Genomic DNA, 18,679 nt, shown 5'->3' on the forward strand with positions numbered 1-18,679 from the left:
GCCGACGGGCGCGAGGTGGGACATTGGCATCCGACGACAGATGGCTGGAACGGCTGCGACTTGAGCTGACCTGGTTCACGGGCCAGGCTGCGCTGCGCAGTCGTGGAGCCGGCGCCATCCTGCGCTTTGCGCATGTGCGGTCGCGCCGGCGCGGCGGGTTTCAGCCGCTGCGCGAGAACGAGATCACGCCGCATTTCCTCGATCGCGCCATTCGCGCGCTGAAGCGGTGGAACTATGATTTCGTCGGCATGGACGAGGTCTGCCGGCGCGCGGTGACGCTGTCGGAACAGCGGCGCTTCGTGGCACTCACCTTCGACGGCGCCGGCAAGGATCTGATCGACTTTGCCTATCCGGTGCTGGCGCGCCACGCCGTGCCCTTCACGATCTATGTGCCCACGGCGTTTCCCGACGGCGTCGGTGAGGCCTGGTGGCTCGGACTCGAACAGGTGATCGCGCGCGAGAGCCGTGTCAGTCTCTTGATGGGCGAGAAGGAGCAGCGCTTCACTGTGACTGGCAACGCGGAGAAGCAGGCGCTGTTTTCGTTCCTCGAGGCCTGGCTGCGCTCGCTGCCGCCGGCGGATGTGTCGGCTGCGATCGCAGACCTCTGCACGCGCTACCGGGTCGACCTTGCCGCGCTCTCACGCGAGGCATCGATGAATTGGGAGGATCTGGCAAGGCTTTCGGCCGATCCGCTGGTGACAATCGGCAGTGCGACCGTGAACTATCCCGTTCTCGCCAACATGAAGGATGCGGTCGCACTGCGCGAGATGACGATGGGCAAGGCGGTGGCGGAGGCGGCCTTCGATCGCGACATCCGGCATCTCGCCTTTCCGTTCGGTGATCGCGCCTCGTTCCGGCGCAGCCATGTCATCATGGCGGAGGAGGCGGGCTTTGCCAGCGCGGTGACGACGATCCCGGGCGTGGTGGACGCGGAGGGACGCACCAATCTGCGCGCGCTGCCGCGCATTTCCTGGGACGGCCGGGTGCGCTCGCTGCGCATGATGCGGGTGCTGGTGTCGGGGGTCGCTTTTGCGCCGGTGAAGCCGACTGGCACTGCTGGGACCTAGAAGCGCTACGAACTGGAAGCGCTACGAACTCGACTTGGCCCGGTCCGGCCGCTGCATCCAGCTCACGATCGGCATCGCCGGCAGCACCCAGCCCATGCCGACCACCACGTAGTAGATCGCCTGCCGCCAGCCGGATTCGGCGATCCACGGCATCTGCGCCAGCGCCATGCCGAGCAGTGCCCAGACGGTGGCGAGCACCAGGAGCAGGATGGTGCCGAGGAACTTGCGAGTGCGGATCGTCATGACGGAATATCGCGGCTTTCGCGTAACTTGCGCTGCGGGAGCGGGGGACTATAAGGGGCACGCAGTCCGGTTCAAGCTCTGGTTTTGCCTCGAATGACGACGAATTCCGCCCCGTCCGAGCCGTATCGCGCCGTGCGCTGGTGGCTGATCTCAGTGGCTGCGCTGATCGCGCTGATGGTACTGGTCGGAGGCGCAACGCGGCTGACGGAATCCGGGCTCTCGATCGTCGAGTGGAAGCCGGTCACGGGCAGCGTGCCGCCACTTTCGGAAGCGCAGTGGACGGCGGCCTTCGAGGCCTACAAGACGATCCCGCAATATCGCGAGCTCAACGCCGGCATGAGCCTGTCCGAGTTCAAGGAGATCTTCTGGTGGGAATGGAGCCATCGGCTGCTCGGCCGTTTCATCGGCGTCGCCTATCTGTTGCCGTTCCTGTTCTTCCTCTGGCGCGGCGGCCTGTCCGGTGAGTTGAAGCGGCGGCTGTGGCTATTGTTTGGGCTCGGCGGCCTCCAGGGCGCGGTCGGCTGGTGGATGGTGGCCTCGGGGCTGTCCGAACGCGTCGAGGTGTCGCAATATCGGCTGGCGACACATCTTATGCTCGCGCTCGTGATCTTCGCCGGCATCGTCTGGACGGTGCGGCGGCTCGCCGGGCGTCCGCAGATCGCAGCATCGTCGCGGCTGCGCTTTACCAGCGCCTTGCTCCTCGCGGTGACCTTTATCCAGATCTATTTTGGTGCTCTGGTTGCGGGCCTGCGCGCGGGCCGCGCCTACAACACCTGGCCGCAGATCGACGGCGCGTTCATTCCCTCGGCGGAACGGCTGTGGTTCGAGACGCCGTGGTGGCGCAACATGTTCGACAATGTGCTGACGGTGCAGTTCGAGCACCGCATGACGGCCTATGCGCTGTTCGCGCTGGCGGCGTTGCACGCGTTCGATGCGGTCCGTTCACGCGCGGGTTCTGCGGCAAGCGGCGCGCTCTTGCTGCTGGGCGCGGTCAGCCTGCAAGGCGTGCTCGGCATCCTCACGCTGCTCAACCAGGTGCCGATTGATCTCGCGCTCGCGCATCAGGCAGTTGCGATCGTGGTGCTGACGCTTGCGGTGATGCAGACAGAGCGGCTCGCGCCGCGTGGCGCAACCGAAGCGCAGCCGCGCGCCGTTCCCGTCGGTCAGGCCGGCTGATCGGATCTGCTCTTCAGCAATAGCCGTAGATGCCGCACGAGTAGGGCAGGCGCCAGAAATAATCGACCTGCTTCCCGCCGTAATACGCGCCCTGGTAATCGTAGTCCCAGGGGCGGCCGTAATAGCCCGGCAGCGTGTGGGAGCCCGGGAGCAGTGGCGTACCCGGCAAATTGCGGATGTAGCTGCCGATGCCGTAGGCCGGCGAGATCAGCGCATCCGGATCGGTCTCGACATAGACCTGCGGCGGCTCCTGTGGCGGAGCGGCCGCCCGCCGCTTTGGCGTGGCCGGCAAATCGGCGGCAATCGCAGCTGAGACCGTCAGCATCGCCGCAAGGGCAGGCACCATCCAGCGCAGCATCGTCGGCTCCGAATCAAAGGGGCGATCCAGTGACGATGTATGCGGCAGATATGGTTAATGACTGTTAACTGGAGCCATATTCCGGGGCGCACTCAGGCGCCCCGGAATGACCAGGACAGCTACGTGCCCAGCGCCTGTTCCAGATCGGCGATCAAATCTTCCTTGTCCTCGATGCCGATCGAGAGCCGCACCACGTCGGGGCCGGCGCCGGACTTGACCTTAGCGGCGTCGTCGAGCTGGCTGTGCGTGGTCGAGGCCGGATGGATGACCAGCGAGCGGGTGTCGCCGACATTGGCCAGATGCGAGAACAGCTGCAACTTCGACACCAGGCTGACGCCGGCATCGTAGCCGCCCTTCAGGCTGAAGGTGAACACGGCGCCGGCACCCTTCGGCGCGTATTTGCGCGCGAGCTGGTTGTACTTGTCGCTTGCAAGGCCCGCATAGTTCACCGCGGCCACCGCCGGATGGCCGGCGAGGAATTCGGCGACCGCTTTCGCATTGTCGCAGTGCTTCTGCATGCGCAGCGGCAATGTCTCGATGCCGGTGAGGATCATGAAGGCGTTGAACGGCGACAGCGCGGGTCCGAGGTCGCGCAGGCCGAGCACGCGGCAGGCGATCGCGAAGGCGAAATTGCCAAACGTCTCCTGGAGCCGGATGCCGTGATATTCGGGCCGCGGCTCCGATAGCATCGGATATTTGCCGCCTGTCGACCAGTCGAAAGTGCCGGCATCGACGATGATGCCGCCGATCGAATTGCCGTGGCCGCCGAGAAATTTCGTCAGCGAGTGCACGACGATGTCGGCGCCGTGGTCGATCGGGCGGATCAGATAGGGCGAGGCCAGCGTATTGTCGACGATCAGCGGGACGCCCGCCTTGCGCGCCACCGTCGAGATCGCCTCGATGTCGGTGATGCTGCCGGCGGGATTGGCGATGGACTCGATGAAGATCGCTTTCGTGCGCGGCGTGACCGCGCGTTCGAAGCTCGCGATGTCGTCGGGATCGGCCCACACCACGTTCCAGCCGAAGCTCTTGAACGCGTGGGTGAACTGGTTGATGGAGCCGCCATAGAGCTTTCGCGCGGCGATGAACTCGTCGCCGGGCTGGAGCAATTGCTGCAACACCACGACCTGCGCGGCATGGCCCGAGGCCACCGCCAGCGCGGCCGTGCCGCCTTCGAGTGCTGCGACGCGCTCTTCCAGCACCGCGTTGGTGGGATTGCCGATGCGGGTATAGATGTTGCCGAAGGCCTGCAGGCCGAACAGAGAGGCGGCGTGGTCGGCGTCGTTGAAGACGAACGACGTCGTTTGATAGATCGGAGTCGCGCGCGCACCAGTGGTGGGATCGGGCTGTGCACCGGCATGCACGGCGAGGGTCGAAAATCCCGGAAGGCGATCGCTCATTGAGGGCGTCCTGTTGTCGTGGTCTGAAATCGCGCGGCATGCTGATTGGCGCCGCGGCTGCCGTCAAGGCGCGGCTTCACATCGGAACGATCGTGCTACGCATTGTCGCGTTCGCGAAATGAAACCTTCGCAACTGCGTCAGCTTTGCTCGGTCTTGTTTTTGGCGGCGCGGTCCGATGCCGCGGTTTCGCCGCCGCCGACACTCATCCGATTGAGGGATAGCCGCATGCCCTGCGTCGGCACCGGAGCGCGTTTCGAGCTCAGCGTGCGTGAATTGACGCCCATCCACGAGATCTCCGACGACAGGCGGCCATATTCGATCTTGGGGCAGCGGTTCATCACCACCTTGATACCGACCGATTCCGCCTTCAGCGCCGCCGCGTCGTCGCGTGCCCCCAACTGCATCCAGATCACCATCGGCAGCGGATCGAGCGTGAGGGCTTCCTCGACCACGGGCATGATGTGGCTGGAGTTGCGGAAAATGTCGATCATGTCGACGGGACGGCCGATGTCGGACAGCGAGGCGACGAAGGGTTTTCCGAGCAGCTCCTTGCCGACATGGCCGGGATTGACCGGGATCATGTCGTAGCCACGCTGGGCCAGATATTTGAACGCGAAATAGCTCGGCCGCACGTTGGCCGGCGAGGCGCCGACCATCGCGATCGATTTCACGTTGTTGAGGATGCCCCGGATGTAATTGTCGGGATAGGCGTCGTGGTTCATTGGCTCATCTTTTCGGGCTCATCTTTCGCCGTCATTGCGAGGAGCGAAGCGACGAAGCAATCCAGTCTGTCTCCGAGGAGGGATTCTGGATTGCTTCGCTTCGCTCGCAATGACGAATTACTCATCCCGCCACGTCGGCGTGCGCTTCTCGATGAAGGCGCCAATGCCTTCCTCGGCGTCGCGCGCCATCATGTTCTCGGTCATCACCTCTGCCGCATAGCGATAGGCATCTGCAAGGTTCATCTCGGCCTGGCGGTAGAACGCCTCCTTGCCGAGCTTGACGGTATAGGCGGATTTCAGCGCGACCTGTTCGGCGAGCGCAATGGCGGCATGGCGCTCGCTGCCGGCGGCGACGACACGATTGACGAGCCCGATCTCGCGAGCGCGTGCGGCCGGGATCGGCTCGCCTGTCAGCAACATCTCCATCGCCTGCTTGCGCGGCACATTGCGCGACAGCGCCACCATTGGCGTCGAGCAGAACAGGCCGATGTCGACGCCCGGAGTGGCGAAGTGTGCTGCTTCCGAGGCGATCGCGAGATCGCAGCTGGCCACGAGCTGGCAGCCGGCGGCAGTGGCGATGCCCTGAACGGATGCGACCACGGGCTTGGGCAGGTGCACGATCGCCTGCATCATCGCGCTGCAGGCGGTCATCATCTCGGCGAAGAAGGCACGGCCGCGATCCGGGTCGCCGCGACGCGCGGTCAGCTCCTTCATGTCGTGGCCGGCGGAGAAGGCGGGACCGTTGGCCGCGATCACGACGCCGCGGACGGACTTGTCGTCGCGGATCTCGTTGAGCTCGGCATGCAGGCTTGCGATCATCGCCGCCGACAGGCTGTTGCGGGCGGCCGGGCGGTTCAGGGTCAGGACCGCGATAGGGCCGACGGTCTCGCGCAGCAGGATCGGCAGTTGCGGGGAGGGGGCGCGGGCGGCCTGGACGGACATCAAAGCGTTTCCGGTTGGATTATTGCGATTGGATGACGCAGATAACTTAATGTAACAGGGGACGTGAAGCGAGGGTGAGGGGCAGCATGGCGTTAGCGAAAATGAGCGTGGCGGAGCTCGAGCAGTTCCTCCGCAACGAGTTTCCCCAGGCCTTCAGCGGCGACGACATCACGATCGAGAGCGCGGACGGTCAGGCCTGCCTTTTGCGTCAGCGCTATAGCGAAAAGATGCTGCGGCCGGGTGGAACCGTGTCCGGCCCGACCCTGATGGCGCTCGCCGATTTCGCGATGTACGTGGTGCTGTTGTCCGCGATCGGGCCGATCGGGCTCGCGGTGACCACCAATCTCAACATTAACTTCCTGCGCAAGGGCCAGCCCGGGCAGGACGTGCTGGCGGAGGCGCGGCTGCTCAAGCTCGGCAAGCGCCTCGCAGTCGGTGAGGTGAAGCTATTGTCCGGCACCTCGCCCGATCCGATTGCGCATGTCACCTCGACCTATTCCATTCCAAACGTTTGAACTTTTTACGGGTATCTTAATACCATATTTCTAAGTCGTTGATATTGAACAAGTAAATTCCGCCTTTGGGCATTGACCGCGGCGCCTCTGTTCTCTAAAAAACCGCCAGTCCGGTGCGGTGTTCGCGCCGATGCTCCCCGTTCACGGAAACTCTGACATGAAAACCTTTTCGGCAAAGCCGGCTGAGGTGACGAAGAAGTGGGTACTGATCGACGCCAAGGGTCTGGTCGTCGGCCGTCTCGCCACCATCGTCGCCATGCGCCTGCGCGGCAAGCACCTCCCGACCTACACCCCGCACGTTGATTGCGGCGACAACATCATCATCATCAACGCGCAGCATGCGGTTCTCACCGGCCGCAAGCGCGAGCAGAAGACCTATTACAAGCACACCGGCTATGTCGGCCACGTCAAGGAGCGCACCGCGCGCCAGATCCTCGAGGGCAAGCATCCCGAGCGCGTGCTGGAGAAGGCCGTCGAGCGCATGATCCCGCGTGGCCCGCTCGGTCGCGTCCAGATGGGCAACCTGCGCGTCTATGGCGGCGCCGATCATCCGCACGAGGCCCAGACGCCCGAGAAGATCGACATCGCCAAGTTGAACCGCAAGAACACGAGGGCCGCATAACATGGCCGAATCCATCCAGTCGCTCGACCAGCTCTCGCAGCTCAAGACGGCGGCCGCGCCCGACGCGCCCAAGCACGAGAAGAAAGTCGACAAGTTCAACCGCGCCTATGCCACCGGCAAGCGCAAGGACGCGGTCGCCCGCGTCTGGATCAAGCCAGGCGCCGGCAAGGTCACGGTCAACGCGCGCGAGGTCGAGGTCTATTTCGCCCGTCCCGTGCTGCGCATGATGATCGAGCAGCCGTTCTCCGTGGCCGCGCGGTCCGGCCAGTATGACGTGATCTGCACCGTCGCCGGCGGTGGTCTGTCCGGCCAGGCCGGTGCCGTCCGTCACGGCATCTCCAAGGCACTGACCTATTTCGAGCCGGAGCTGCGCACCGTGCTCAAAAAGGGCGGCTTCCTCACCCGCGACTCCCGGGTGGTCGAGCGCAAGAAGTACGGCAAGGCCAAGGCCCGCCGGTCCTTCCAGTTCTCGAAGCGTTAATCGCATCGGTCGCATTCGTCGCGAAAGCGGCTTCAATGAGATGCAAAAGGGCGCTGATTTCAGCGCCCTTTTTGCTGTTCGTTTGTATGCAAATTGATGGCGTGTTTCCTGAAAACTTGGGCTCGCATGAAAACCTGAATGGAACCCGCGGGACATAGCGTCGCTTTTGGAAGGGCGCGCAAATCGGTTGATCCGATCGCGTAACTGCTATGTCTAGAAGGGGGCCGACATGATGTCGCTCGATAGCATCACGCTCTATTTGGTCGCCACCATGGTCGCCGCACTGCTCGGCGCCATGATGGTGTTTTTCGGAAGGCAGGAGAATAGCGCTGCGCTGAAATGGTGGGGCACCGCCTATCTCCTCGGCGCCGCATCGGTCGCGCTCTGGACGGCGGCGGGCGACAGATTGGGGCCGCATCTTTACCTTGCGCTGAACGCGGTCGGCTTCGTCGCGTGCGGCATGGTGTGGAATGCGGCGCGCGTCTTCCACGGCCGCAAGCCGAATTGGCCGGGTCTCCTGGTCGGCGCGCTCGCCTGGGTCGCTGCCGCCACGCTGCTCGATCCCCCCGCGTCCATGCTGCGCATGATCGTCGGCGCCGGCATCGTGTCGGTCTATGCGGCGTTGACCGCCAGCGAGCTCTGGGTCGAGCGACGCAAGAGCCTGCAACGGCGCTGGCCGGCCTTCGTGGTGCCGGTGATGCACGGCTGCGTCTTGATGCTGCCGATCGTGCTCGGCAGCTTCCTGCGTCCGCACGATGCGGGTTTGGCCAGCAGCATCTGGGTCACCGTGTTCGCGGTCGAGCTCGTGCTTTATGCCGTCGGCACCGTGTTCGTGATCTTCATGCTGGTGTCCGATCGCACCGTCACCGCGCACCGAACCGCCGCCTCCACCGATCCGCTGACCGGCATGCTCAACCGCCGCGGCTTCTCGGAAGCCTGCGGGCGCGTGATCGAGCGCGAGGCAAAGGCCGGACGTCCCGTGACCGTGATGATCTTCGATATCGATCATTTCAAGTCGATCAACGACCGGTTCGGCCATCCCGCCGGCGACGAGATGCTGAAACTGTTCTCGACCGTCGTCGTCAGCAATCTGCGCATCAGCGACATGTCGGGTCGCATCGGCGGCGAGGAGTTCGCCGCCCTCCTGCCGTGTTCGCTCGAGGAGGGCGTGCTGGTCGCTGAGCGCGTGCGCGAGGCCTTCGAGACCTCCGGGGTCGTCGTCGACGAGGGCCCGGTCGACACCACCGTCAGCATCGGCGTCGCCGGCGGTCCGGCCGGCACCGAGCTCGAAGTGCTGCTGGCCTCGGCCGACACCGCGCTCTACCAGGCCAAGCGCGGCGGCCGAAACCGCGTCGAGTCGGCGGAGGAGCTGCCACTTTCGCTGGAGAACTGGCGCCGCCAGAGCGCCGCGCGGATCGGCGTGCCCAACACGCAGTCCAAAGCGCAGCCGGCGACCGCCTAGGCAAAGGAGGCCTCGCGGTAATCCCCTGTTTACCATTCGATCCCTACCATTGCGGTCATGGAATCGATCCGTCGACAGAACCCGCAGACCGCCTTGATGTCGCTCGAAGCCGCGGCGACTTCGGCACGCGGCGGCTTCGCGTGCCTGTTCTCGACCGCGGACGAATACGAGAGCGCGCTGATCACCGAGCGCCGCGCCCAGGGGCGTTACACGCAAGGCCGCAATTACTGGCCGCTCGCGCTGTTCGCCGGTTGTGCGCTGATGGTGGCTGGCACCGTTCTGCTGCTCGCCTGAGTGATCTGCATTTTTGGACCGGGCAGGGCGCCGTTTCGGCGCCTTTTTCTTTGTCCCGGGCTGCGGTAGACACGCCCATCGAACAAAATGGGTGGAAGCAGATGATCACCGAGATCGCGCAAATCGACGTCAAGCCGGGCAGCGAGAAGGATTTTGAGGCCGCCGTCGCCAAGGCGAGGGCCGCTTTCGGCCGCTCCAAGGGTTTTCACGGTTTCGAGCTGCACAAGTCGATCGAGAAGCCGCAGCGCTATCGTCTGATGGTGAAGTGGGAAACGCTCGAGAACCATACCGTCGATTTTCGCGGCTCCGAGAATTTTACCGAATGGCGCGGGCTCGTCGGCCAGTATTTTGCGGCACCCCCTGAGGTCGAGCACACCGAAACCGTGCTCATCACCTGAGGCGGCTCAGGCCGCCTCCGCCAGAGGCGGCGCTTCATACGTCTTGAAATGGTCGATCACGACTTTGGCGATGGCGACGAGTGGCAGCGCCAGCGCCAGGCCCCAGATCCCGAACACGACGCCGAGCAGGATCTGGAACGCGAACAGCGTGGCCGGCGGAATGTCCAGTGCCTGCCGCTGCAGCAGGGGCGTCAGCACGTAGCTCTCCATGGCGTGGACGCCCATGAAGAGGAGAAACGCCGACAGCGCCGGAATCCATCCTGAGGCGAGGCTCGCCAGCACGACCACGACGCCGGCTATGATGGCGCCGACGGTCGGAATGAAGCCGAGCAGTCCCGCCTGAATCCCGAGAATGAAGGAGCCCGGGATGCCGATGATGAGAAGCCCGATCCAGGTTACCGCGCCGACCGCGAGCATGACGATCATCTGTGCGATCAGCCATCGTTCAAGTGTCTCGCTGACGCGGTCGATGATGACGGCCGTGCGCGCGCGATGTTTTGCAGGCGCGATGAACAGCAATCCCTCGCGATAGACGCTGGGTTGGGCGGCGAAGGCGACTCCCAGAAACAGCACGATGAAGATGTTTCCCACGCCGTGGATGGTGCCAAGCAGCAGCTTGAACGTCTGGCTCACGATCGCCCCGCCGCTGGAGGCAAGGGCGCCTGCGCCGGGTATTGCCCCGCGCGACGCCGTGCCGGCCGACGGCGTCGGCTCCGGTTGCGCGTCGGGAGACGAACCGGGTCCGGAGCTCCCGAAATCGAAGAAGCTGGTGTCGATGCCGTGATTGTCCAGGAATGATTTGACGTTGCCGATCTGGGATTTGATGGTTTTGCTGAGTCCCGCCGCCTGATCGGCGATGGTGGCGCCGCCGAGATATGCGATGCCCGCGAGCATCAGCGCGAGGGCCAAGCAGACGATCGCGAGCCGCAGCGTATGCGGAAGACGCGCGTGCCGGCCAAGCGCGTTGGTCAGCGCGTTGAGCCCAAGGCCCAGCAGCACCCCGGCGAAGATCAGGAGCAGGGTGGTCGCGAAGTACCAGGAGAAAGCGAGCAGCACGGCGAACAGCACCACACCGATGCCGCCGACCGAAATGCCCCAAGCCAGATCAAAACGGGTCGGGGGTCGTTCATTCGGGAATGTGATCACGCAATGTCCTTTAGGTGGACCGGGGGGCACTCTTTCGACAAACACGCTTTTGATCAAGACCGCGTCAACGCGCTTGTTTGACGCTGCCGTATGAACGGTGCAGACCGACGAGGAGAGAACAGGTGGGGCGCGCTTGAGTTTCATCAGCAAATGGGTGGGTCTGCTCGGGCTTCTGGCTGTGCTCGTGATTGGCGACCAGATCCGGATCAATCGGCCCGGTCACAAATATCGCCTCGCGGTCGAGGTGACGACGCCTGACGGGATCAAGACCGGGTCGGGCATTCTGTCCGTCGTGCCCGATCGCGGCAATAGCCGGGGCGGCCGCACCACGATGCGCGGCGAGGCCGTGTTCGTCGACCTCGGCCGGGGAAAGAATGTGATGGCATTGCTCGCGCATCAGCAGGGCGCGAAGCTCGATCTCGACGACATCAACTATGTCGCGCTCCGCGCTTATGGCGCTGCGCGAGGCAACCGCGTCTCGTTCAACGAGCTCAACCGGCAGACCGGCGTCGTCGCGGTGCAGGGCGACCTAATGCCCGCGCTGGTGAGCTTTGGCGATCCCCTGGACCCTACGACCGCGCGCCTTGTCGCCGGCGACCATGTGGAGGCGGTGCTGGGCGACGGTTACGCACTCCGTGGCCTTACCGCCGAAATAGTGCCCAACGGGCTTTGGCCGATTGATTTCGGTGGCGCGCTCGGGGAGCCCATGACGCGCGGAATCGAGACGAAACTGCCCTGGTTGGCTGCGCCGGGCGACCCGGCGGCGACCGCGCTGAAGACCGCCGGCCTGCCCCTTGGCGGCGCGATCGTGGCCCGGGAGGCATTTGCGCGAAAATAGCATTGCCGTCCCGCGTACCCTTCTGTTGAATTTGTTCCACCCCAGGGGCATGTTTGGAGAATCGTCTTCGGCGAGAGGTCTGAACGGGAGATGAGAAAGCCGGTCGTCGGCGTGATCGGGAACGCCCATCGCGTTGAGAATCGATTTCAGGTCCAGATGGTCGGCGAGCGTAATCTGCGCGCCGTGGCCGAGGTTTCCGGCGGCCTGCCGGTGATGTTCGCGGGCTCGCCCGACATCACCGATATCGGCGCGCTGCTCGATACCGTCGACGGAATCGTGCTCACCGGCGCCCGCGCCAACGTCCATCCGACCCGTTTCAACGTCGATCCGTGTGAGGCGCACGAGCCCTACGACATCCACCGCGACGAGGTGGCGCTGGCGCTCTCGGTCGCCTGCGTTGCCCGCGGTATCCCGCTGTTCGGCATCTGCAGGGGCCTCCAGGAGATGAACGTCGCCTTCGGCGGCTCGCTGCATCCCGAGATCCGCGAAATCCCGGGCCGCATGAACCATCGCATGCCAAGGCTTGAGAATGGTGAGATCCATCCCGACCCGACAGTGGTGTTCGCCGATCGTCACGACGTCGATCTGACACCGGGCGGCGCGTTCGCGGAATTGCTCGGCTGTGACAAGATCAGGGTCAATTCGCTGCACGGCCAGGGCATCCTCGATCCCGGCAAGCGCGTGCTGATCGAGGGCATTGCCGAGGACGGCACCATCGAGGCGATCCGCATCGCGGAAGCCAAGACCTTTGCGCTCGGCGTGCAATGGCACGCCGAATACGACCCGCAGCACAATCCGATCAACCGAAAACTGTTCGAGGCGTTCGGTCAGGCCATGGTGGCGAAGCAGCGCGCGGCGGCGTAGCTGCGGGGCTGCGCCGAGGCCTATAAGGCTATCGATCGTTGCGACCGGCGGCGGAGGATTGGCGATTTTCGCAAACAGGCACGAGAACTAGTCTCCAGGATGGATTTCGCGGCGCTGAATGCATCCTGCGAATTACCAACAGCGCTCGCGATCTCTCGGGCGCAATAAACCAGATATCAAGAATTGATGCGCGCCAGTTTTCTCGATTCCGATTCGTTCTTTGAGAACGAAATGGAGTCAGACGCAGAACGAAACTCGATGACCACAAAAAAGGCGCCCCGAGGGGCGCCTTTCGTGCGTCGTGGTCGTTCGGGCCACCTAGCCCGAATAGTACATCTCGAACTCGACCGGGTGCGGGGTCATTTCGAAGCGGGCGACTTCGGTCATCTTCAGCTCGATATAGGCGTCGATGAAATCGTCGTCGAACACGCCGCCGTTCTTCAGGAAGCCGCGGTCCTTGTCGAGGTTTTCGAGCGCCTCGCGCAAGCTGCCGCACACCGTCGGGATCTGCTTCAGCTCTTCCTTCGGCAGATCGTAGAGGTCCTTGTCCATCGCCGGACCCGGATCGATCTTGTTCTTGATGCCGTCGAGGCCAGCCATCAGCATCGCGGCGAAACCGAGATAGGGATTGGCGAGCGGATCGGGGAAGCGCACCTCGACACGCTTGGCCTTCGGCGAAGCAGTGTAGGGGATCCGGCAGGAGGCCGAGCGGTTGCGCGCGGAATAGGCGAGCAGCACGGGAGCCTCATAGCCCGGGACCAGACGCTTGTAGGAGTTGGTCGACGGATTGGTGAAGGCGTTGATCGCCTTGGCGTGCTTGATGATGCCGCCGATGTAGTGGAGGCAGGTCTCCGACAGGTCGGCGTATTTGTTGCCGGCGAACACCGGCTTGCCGTCCTTCCAGATCGACTGGTGCACGTGCATGCCCGAGCCGTTGTCGCCAAAGACCGGCTTCGGCATGAAGGTGGCGGTCTTGCCGTAGATGTGCGCGACCTGGTGGATGCAGTATTTGTAGATCTGCATGTGGTCGGCCATCAGCGTCAGCGTGTCGAACTTCATGCCGAGCTCGTGCTGGGCGGAGGCGACTTCGTGATGGTGCTTCTCGACCTTCACACCCATCTTGGCCATGGCGCCGAGCATCTCCGAGCGCATGTCCTGCACGGAATCCTGCGGCGGCACCGGGAAGTAGCCGCCCTTGGTGCGGACACGATGGCCGAGATTGCCGCCTTCATATTCGGTGTCGGAGTTGGTCGGCAGCTCCGAGGAGTCGAGGCGGAAGCCGGTGCTGTAGGGATTGGCGGAGAAGCGCACGTCGTCGAACACGAAGAATTCGGCTTCGGGGCCGACGAAGACGGTGTCGCCAACGCCCATCGACTTCACCATCGCCTCGGCCTTCTTGGCGATGCCGCGGGGATCGCGGTTGTAGGGCTCGCCGGTGGTCGGCTCGAGCACGTCGCAGGTGATGACCATGGTGGTCTCGGCGAAGAACGGATCGATCGTCGCGGTCACCGGATCGGGCATCAGGCACATGTCGGACTCGTTGATCGCCTTCCAGCCGGCGATCGATGAGCCGTCGAACATCGTGCCTTCGGCGAAAATGTCCTCATCGATCATGCTGATGTCGAAGGTGACGTGCTGCCACTTGCCGCGCGGATCGGTGAAGCGCAGGTCGACGTATTTGACGTCGTTGTCCTTGATCGATTTCAGGACGTCTTTGGCGGTCTTCATGCATACCCCTTTTGGCTCTGCGGGTCGGTTTCCAAACTTCGAGCGACCGTGTTCACGCTTCTTGAGGCGCGCGAGGCACAAACAAAACGAGGCCGCCGAAGCAGCCTATTTCTTGTCAGAATGTCGCAAAATGCGGGATAGCACCCGGCTCAGATAGCGTCCAGCCCGGATTCGCCGGTTCGGATGCGGATCGCCTCTTCGATGTTGGAGACGAAAATCTTGCCGTCGCCGATGCGCCCGGTTTGCGCGGCGCGGCGGATTGCGTCGATGGCGCGCTCGACCAGATCGTCGCCGATCACGATCTCGATCTTCACCTTGGGCAGGAAGTCGACGATGTATTCTGCGCCGCGGTACAGCTCGGCGTGACCCTTCTGCCGGCCGAAGCCCTTGGCTTCGGTGACGGTGATGCCCTGAAGGCCGACTTCCTGAAGCGCTTCCTTCACCTCGTCGAGCTTGAATGGCTTGATGATGGCTTCGATTTTCTTCACTGCGCGCCTCCCGGCCTTTCGAACAAATAGCAACGTCTTCGTCAGGATGCGCTTTCTTAACGCACGATCTTGTCTTCGCTATGCCGGGATCCCTGACCAGTCCGGCAACAACGGCCGGCCACACCCTGATAAATGCCAGTGAGCACGACGAACCGAAGCGACTTCCGCGAAAGCAGGGTCTATGCCAAGTTGCAAATGCCCTGATTATTGGAGCGTTATCAGCCTTTTAACGTGCAGCTCTGATAGGTGGCGCCGACCCGCACAAAATACCGCAGACTACGAAATAGGCAAACGGTTGAATATTTGTGCAGACCGTTGTTCCGCCGGATAGCCCGGTGCGGAACGTGCCTGTTGAAAAGGCTTTTGGACAGGGAAGTGGCATGGAAGTTCTGACCAACGCCGAAATGCAGCGCGCCGACCAGCTCAGCATTGCAGCAGGCACCCCCGGATTCAAGCTGATGCTCAGCGCCGGCCAGGCGGTCGCCGAGGCCGCGAACGCACTGGTGGAGCAGGGGCCGATCCTGATCGTGGCCGGCCCGGGCAACAACGGCGGGGACGGTTTTGTCGCAGCCGCCGAGCTCGCCGCGCAAGGCCGCGAGGTCTCGGTGATCCTGATGTGCGAGCGGGACCAGCTCCAGGGCGACGCGGCCTCGGCGGCGCGGGGTTGGAAACACCCGGTGCTCCCGTTCAACCCGCAGGCGATCGGGCGACCGGCGCTGATCATCGATGCGCTGTTCGGCGCGGGCCTCAGCCGTCCCGTCGAGGGCGAGGCGCGTGAGATGATCGAGGCGATCAACGCCAATGGTGCGCCGGTGCTCGCGGTCGACCTGCCGAGCGGCATCAACGGCACCAGCGCGGCCGTGCTGGGCGTGGCCGTGAACGCCGCCGAGACCGTCACCTTCTTTCGCAAGAAGCCGGCGCATCTGCTGCTGCCGGGGCGCATGCATTGCGGTCACGTCCGCGTCGCCGACATCGGCATCGAGGCGCAGGTGCTGGACGAGATCGCGCCGCGGATTTTTGAGAACGATCCGGACTTCTGGGGCTCGGCCTTTCCGGTGCCGCGCATCGACGGCCATAAATACGCGCGAGGTCATGTGCTGGCGGTCTCGGGCGATGCGGCGGCGACCGGTGCGGCGCGGCTCGCCGCGCGCGGGGCGCTGCGCGCCGGCGCGGGCCTGGTGACTCTGGCCACGCCGCGTGATGCGCTGGCGATCAATGCGGCTGCGCTCACCGCGGTGATGGTTCACCCCGTCGATACCGCCATCGAGTTCGGCGAGCTGCTCGGCGACAAGCGCTACAACACCTGCATCATCGGCCCTGGCGCGGGCGTCGGCGAGCGCACCTGCGATCTCGTCCACACGGCGCTTACCTCCCAGCGGCGCCTGGTGCTCGACGCGGATGCGCTGACGAGCTTTGCCGCCAATCCCGAGCGCCTGTTCGAATCGATCAAGACGTCGCAGGACAAGGCGGTGGTGCTGACGCCGCACGAGGGCGAGTTCCCGCGGCTGTTCTCCGACCTCAGCAATAAACATCCGGGGCGCTCGAAGATCGAGCGCGTGCGCGCCGCCGCCGAGCGCTCCGGCGCGGTCGTGCTGCTGAAGGGCGCCGACACCACGATTGCCGCGCCCGACGGCCGCGCCACTATCGCCGCCAACGCTCCGCCCTGGCTCGCCACCGCGGGTGCCGGCGACGTCCTCGCCGGCATCATCGCAGGCCTCCTTGCGCAGGGCGTCCCGGCGTTCGAAGCCGCCAGCATCGCGGTGTGGATGCATGGCGAAGCGGCGAGCGAGGCGGGGCCGGGCCTGATCGCGGAGGATCTCACCGAGACGCTGCCCGCCGTGCACCGACGGATCTATCATGCGCTGGGGATCGAGTACTAATGCTCAGGCCGCTCGCGCTCACCGATATGGGCGCGGCGGCGCAGGTTCACCGGGCTGCATTCGACCATGCGATGCCCTGGCTTGCTGGGCTGCATACGCCGGATGAGGACCGCTGGTTCTACCGCGAGCATGTCTTGGCGACGTGCCGCGTGTGGGGACGCTTCGATGCCGATGTACTGAGCGGAATCATCGCTGTCCGTGACGGCTGGGTCGAGCAGCTTTACGTGCTTCCTGCTGTTCAAGGGCGCGGCGTCGGCACCGAACTCCTCGATATCGCCAAGCAGGCCAGCGAACAGCTGGAGCTCTGGACCTTCCAGCGCAACGCGTTGGCGCGCCGCTTCTATGAAGCGCGCGGGTTCACGCTGATCGAGCAGACCAACGGGACCCGAAACGAGGAGAAAGAACCGGACGCTCGCTATCTTTGGACGCGTGGCCGATAGCTCACTCCACCCCGTACCAGCGCACCAGCCGCGGCGCGGCCCAGTCGGTGACGACGGATTCGATCAGCCACCGCCCGGGAGAGGCCGCAGCGAATGCGATGCGCTGGGTCTGGCCGGGTTCGATCGCGAGCGTGTCGAGCCAATAGGGCTTCCAGCCGTCGTCGAGCTTGTCGAGCAGGCGGAAATGGTGGCCGTGGAGATGGAAGACGGTTGCGACGGAGGCGGGGTTCTTGAGGGCCAACACGACGGTGCGGCCGGCCTTGGTGCGAAAGGCGGGGGCGGAGGACGTCGAGAAATTTGCGGCCCGTACCCACCCGGCGTCGGCTGCCCCGAGAGCGACATCGAATCGCAGGGCGCCCCTCAGATCGAGCCGGTCGGGCAGGTCATTCGGAGGGAGTGGCAAGAGCGGCAACGGCGGCGCACGCCGCTCAAGCTTGCCGGAGACCATCAGGCGGCCGACCTGGCGCGCCTCCTTGCCGTCATGCAGCAGGAATGGGGCCGATGTGGCCGCATCCACGAAGGCGTCGGCGCGTGCGCCGGGAGCCAGCACCAGCGCGCCGTTGCGAGCCGGGAACGGCTCAGCCGGCTGTCCGTCCAAGGCCACCACGTGGACCTCGTGACTTTCCAATTTGATCGCCAGAACAGAACGTTGCGAGCCGTTGATAAAGCGCAGCCGCAGCCGCTCATTTGCTGAAGCTGAGAGTTCGAATGAAGTCGTTCCGTTGATTGTATAGAGCGGGGATGTGTCCTTCGGCTCCCGGCCCGGGGCAAGTGCGGTCCCATCCGGCCGCAGCCGCCACTCCTCGATCAAGAGGACCACGTCGCGATCGGCGGCGACCGTGTTGGTCTCGGTGGCGATGATCGGAAGGGGGCGCGCGGGCTGCTTCAGGCCGTCCTCGAACAGCCGGAAGTCGGCCAACAGGGTTCCCGCGGTTGGCACTGAAATGATTGATGTTTCCGTCGCGTCCGGGGCCGTCGGTGCGCGACCCCGAAGCGGGTCGGCCGCGGCCGGGCCATTGAGGCCGTACCAAACTGGTGCAAGCGGCACAGGCAGGTCGTTGCGGAAGACCACCTCGCAGCGGTCGCCACGTTTGAGGCGGACATCCCCGAGATGGCTGACGGCGGCCAGCTCCCAGATGGCTGTAGCCGGCTGCCCCGACCTCAGAGCCAGCGTTGCCGGCCTTGCCTGAAGCGCGAGTTGGGCGGTCACGGCCGGGACTGCGCCGCCCGCCGTCAGCCCGGCCGCAGAGGCGCCAAATCCGGCCAAAACCTCGCGCCTCGTCAGGTCGAAGATCCGCGTTTTCATGGGCCGATCCGGACCACGCCGTGCTGGATAAGTCCAGCCGTCGTGCCTAGGTGAAGCCTGCCTCTATCGGGCCATTTTTTTGCTGCGAACAGGCGGGCACATGCTATAAGCCCGCCGCCCGCGGCATCGCGGCCGGTCTTGATGCAAATTTACGCGGGCGTGGCGGAACTGGTAGACGCGCTGGATTTAGGTTCCAGTGACGAAAGTTGTGGGGGTTCGAGTCCCTCCGCCCGCACCAAGCGCTTTCAGCGTTTGCACGGATTACGCGATCTGCTCCCGCGCGGATGTTTGTCCGCCGGAAGTCGGTC

At 64.4% G+C, this 18,679-nt stretch carries 21 protein-coding genes and 1 tRNA gene; 13 read left to right on the plus strand and 9 right to left on the minus strand.

Going from position 1 to position 18,679, the window contains the following annotated elements; translation table 11 throughout:
- The first annotated feature begins 23 nt into the window (after positions 1-23).
- Positions 24-1,067, plus strand: coding sequence for a polysaccharide deacetylase family protein (locus tag BcanWU425_RS19180; RefSeq protein ID WP_204511363.1), 1,044 nt, complete (start codon positions 24-26; stop codon positions 1,065-1,067).
- Positions 1,068-1,088: 21 nt separating this feature from the next.
- Here BcanWU425_RS19180 and BcanWU425_RS19185 read toward each other — a convergent pair whose 3' ends face one another.
- A complete protein-coding gene (locus BcanWU425_RS19185; protein WP_007603477.1) occupies positions 1,089-1,310 on the minus strand; it encodes a DUF2842 domain-containing protein in 222 nt (73 codons plus the stop codon).
- A 93-nt stretch (positions 1,311-1,403) separates the two neighbouring features.
- Between BcanWU425_RS19185 and BcanWU425_RS19190 the strand changes: the two genes are divergently transcribed.
- Entirely contained in the window at positions 1,404-2,486 is a 1,083-nt protein-coding gene (locus tag BcanWU425_RS19190) for a COX15/CtaA family protein (protein ID WP_085362103.1), read from the plus strand.
- A 13-nt stretch (positions 2,487-2,499) separates the two neighbouring features.
- Here BcanWU425_RS19190 and BcanWU425_RS19195 read toward each other — a convergent pair whose 3' ends face one another.
- The 4 genes from BcanWU425_RS19195 to BcanWU425_RS19210 form a co-directional block, all read right to left on the minus strand.
- On the minus strand, positions 2,500-2,844 hold the full coding sequence (locus tag BcanWU425_RS19195; RefSeq protein WP_085362104.1) for a hypothetical protein: 345 nt from the start codon (positions 2,842-2,844) through the stop codon (positions 2,500-2,502).
- A 119-nt stretch (positions 2,845-2,963) separates the two neighbouring features.
- Positions 2,964-4,244 carry an O-acetylhomoserine aminocarboxypropyltransferase gene (locus BcanWU425_RS19200; protein WP_085353375.1) on the minus strand — a complete coding sequence of 427 codons (1,281 nt, stop codon included), beginning with the start codon at positions 4,242-4,244 and terminating at the stop codon, positions 2,964-2,966.
- Positions 4,245-4,382: 138 nt separating this feature from the next.
- Positions 4,383-4,967, minus strand: a complete 585-nt coding sequence (locus BcanWU425_RS19205) for a CoA-binding protein (protein ID WP_085384765.1) — start codon at positions 4,965-4,967, stop codon at positions 4,383-4,385.
- A gap of 117 nt (positions 4,968-5,084) precedes the next feature.
- Positions 5,085-5,909 carry an enoyl-CoA hydratase gene (locus BcanWU425_RS19210; protein WP_204511362.1) on the minus strand — a complete coding sequence of 275 codons (825 nt, stop codon included), beginning with the start codon at positions 5,907-5,909 and terminating at the stop codon, positions 5,085-5,087.
- A gap of 86 nt (positions 5,910-5,995) precedes the next feature.
- On the opposite strand from BcanWU425_RS19210, the gene BcanWU425_RS19215 reads away from it, so the two are divergent.
- The 6 genes from BcanWU425_RS19215 to BcanWU425_RS19240 all read left to right on the plus strand — a co-directional run bounded on the left by BcanWU425_RS19215 (position 5,996) and on the right by BcanWU425_RS19240 (position 9,681).
- Positions 5,996-6,424: a PaaI family thioesterase gene (locus tag BcanWU425_RS19215; RefSeq protein WP_007603483.1), complete on the plus strand. Its 429-nt coding sequence runs from the start codon at positions 5,996-5,998 to the stop codon at positions 6,422-6,424.
- Between the two features lie 157 nt (positions 6,425-6,581).
- On the plus strand, positions 6,582-7,046 hold the full coding sequence (gene rplM, locus BcanWU425_RS19220) for a 50S ribosomal protein L13 (RefSeq protein WP_018455120.1): 465 nt from the start codon (positions 6,582-6,584) through the stop codon (positions 7,044-7,046).
- Position 7,047: 1 nt separating this feature from the next.
- Complete coding sequence (gene rpsI / locus BcanWU425_RS19225) at positions 7,048-7,527, plus strand: 30S ribosomal protein S9 (protein WP_007603485.1); 480 nt, start codon at positions 7,048-7,050, stop codon at positions 7,525-7,527.
- A gap of 229 nt (positions 7,528-7,756) precedes the next feature.
- Positions 7,757-8,989: a GGDEF domain-containing protein gene (locus BcanWU425_RS19230; protein ID WP_204511361.1), complete on the plus strand. Its 1,233-nt coding sequence runs from the start codon at positions 7,757-7,759 to the stop codon at positions 8,987-8,989.
- A 57-nt stretch (positions 8,990-9,046) separates the two neighbouring features.
- Positions 9,047-9,283 (plus strand): hypothetical protein, encoded by a 237-nt coding sequence (locus BcanWU425_RS19235; RefSeq protein WP_085362108.1) that lies wholly within the window; start codon positions 9,047-9,049, stop codon positions 9,281-9,283.
- Positions 9,284-9,384: 101 nt separating this feature from the next.
- Positions 9,385-9,681: an antibiotic biosynthesis monooxygenase family protein gene (locus BcanWU425_RS19240; protein WP_085362109.1), complete on the plus strand. Its 297-nt coding sequence runs from the start codon at positions 9,385-9,387 to the stop codon at positions 9,679-9,681.
- Positions 9,682-9,687: 6 nt separating this feature from the next.
- Here the strand turns inward: BcanWU425_RS19240 and BcanWU425_RS19245 are convergent, their stop codons facing one another.
- A complete protein-coding gene (locus BcanWU425_RS19245) occupies positions 9,688-10,824 on the minus strand; it encodes an AI-2E family transporter (protein WP_039799329.1) in 1,137 nt (378 codons plus the stop codon).
- 136 nt (positions 10,825-10,960) lie between these two features.
- Between BcanWU425_RS19245 and BcanWU425_RS19250 the strand changes: the two genes are divergently transcribed.
- Together BcanWU425_RS19250 and BcanWU425_RS19255 are read left to right on the plus strand one after the other, a co-directional pair.
- On the plus strand, positions 10,961-11,665 hold the full coding sequence (locus tag BcanWU425_RS19250) for a hypothetical protein (RefSeq protein WP_204511360.1): 705 nt from the start codon (positions 10,961-10,963) through the stop codon (positions 11,663-11,665).
- 90 nt (positions 11,666-11,755) lie between these two features.
- The gene (locus BcanWU425_RS19255; protein WP_018455114.1) at positions 11,756-12,529 is read left to right on the plus strand and encodes a gamma-glutamyl-gamma-aminobutyrate hydrolase family protein; all 774 of its coding nucleotides are present in this window, start codon (positions 11,756-11,758) and stop codon (positions 12,527-12,529) included.
- A gap of 318 nt (positions 12,530-12,847) precedes the next feature.
- On the opposite strand, the gene glnA is transcribed toward BcanWU425_RS19255, so the two are convergent.
- Positions 12,848-14,257 carry a type I glutamate--ammonia ligase gene (gene glnA / locus BcanWU425_RS19260; RefSeq protein ID WP_007603494.1) on the minus strand — a complete coding sequence of 470 codons (1,410 nt, stop codon included), beginning with the start codon at positions 14,255-14,257 and terminating at the stop codon, positions 12,848-12,850.
- A 149-nt stretch (positions 14,258-14,406) separates the two neighbouring features.
- Positions 14,407-14,745, minus strand: coding sequence for a P-II family nitrogen regulator (locus BcanWU425_RS19265; protein ID WP_007603495.1), 339 nt, complete (start codon positions 14,743-14,745; stop codon positions 14,407-14,409).
- Positions 14,746-15,125: 380 nt separating this feature from the next.
- Here BcanWU425_RS19265 and BcanWU425_RS19270 point away from each other — a divergent pair, with 380 nt between their 5' ends.
- Both BcanWU425_RS19270 and BcanWU425_RS19275 read left to right on the plus strand, forming a co-directional pair.
- Positions 15,126-16,625 (plus strand): bifunctional ADP-dependent NAD(P)H-hydrate dehydratase/NAD(P)H-hydrate epimerase, encoded by a 1,500-nt coding sequence (locus tag BcanWU425_RS19270; protein ID WP_018455113.1) that lies wholly within the window; start codon positions 15,126-15,128, stop codon positions 16,623-16,625.
- Positions 16,625-17,065, plus strand: coding sequence for a GNAT family N-acetyltransferase (locus BcanWU425_RS19275; RefSeq protein WP_204511359.1), 441 nt, complete (start codon positions 16,625-16,627; stop codon positions 17,063-17,065). The genes BcanWU425_RS19270 and BcanWU425_RS19275 overlap by 1 nt, the downstream gene beginning before the upstream one ends.
- A gap of 1 nt (position 17,066) precedes the next feature.
- On the opposite strand, the gene BcanWU425_RS19280 is transcribed toward BcanWU425_RS19275, so the two are convergent.
- Positions 17,067-18,371: a multicopper oxidase family protein gene (locus BcanWU425_RS19280; RefSeq protein ID WP_204511358.1), complete on the minus strand. Its 1,305-nt coding sequence runs from the start codon at positions 18,369-18,371 to the stop codon at positions 17,067-17,069.
- A 153-nt stretch (positions 18,372-18,524) separates the two neighbouring features.
- Here BcanWU425_RS19280 and BcanWU425_RS19285 point away from each other — a divergent pair.
- Positions 18,525-18,609: transfer RNA gene (locus BcanWU425_RS19285), tRNA-Leu, on the plus strand.
- Positions 18,610-18,679: the final 70 nt, after the last annotated feature.

The sequence above is a fragment of the Bradyrhizobium sp. WU425 genome, assembly GCF_021052305.1.
GTDB lineage: Bacteria > Pseudomonadota > Alphaproteobacteria > Rhizobiales > Xanthobacteraceae > Bradyrhizobium > Bradyrhizobium canariense_D.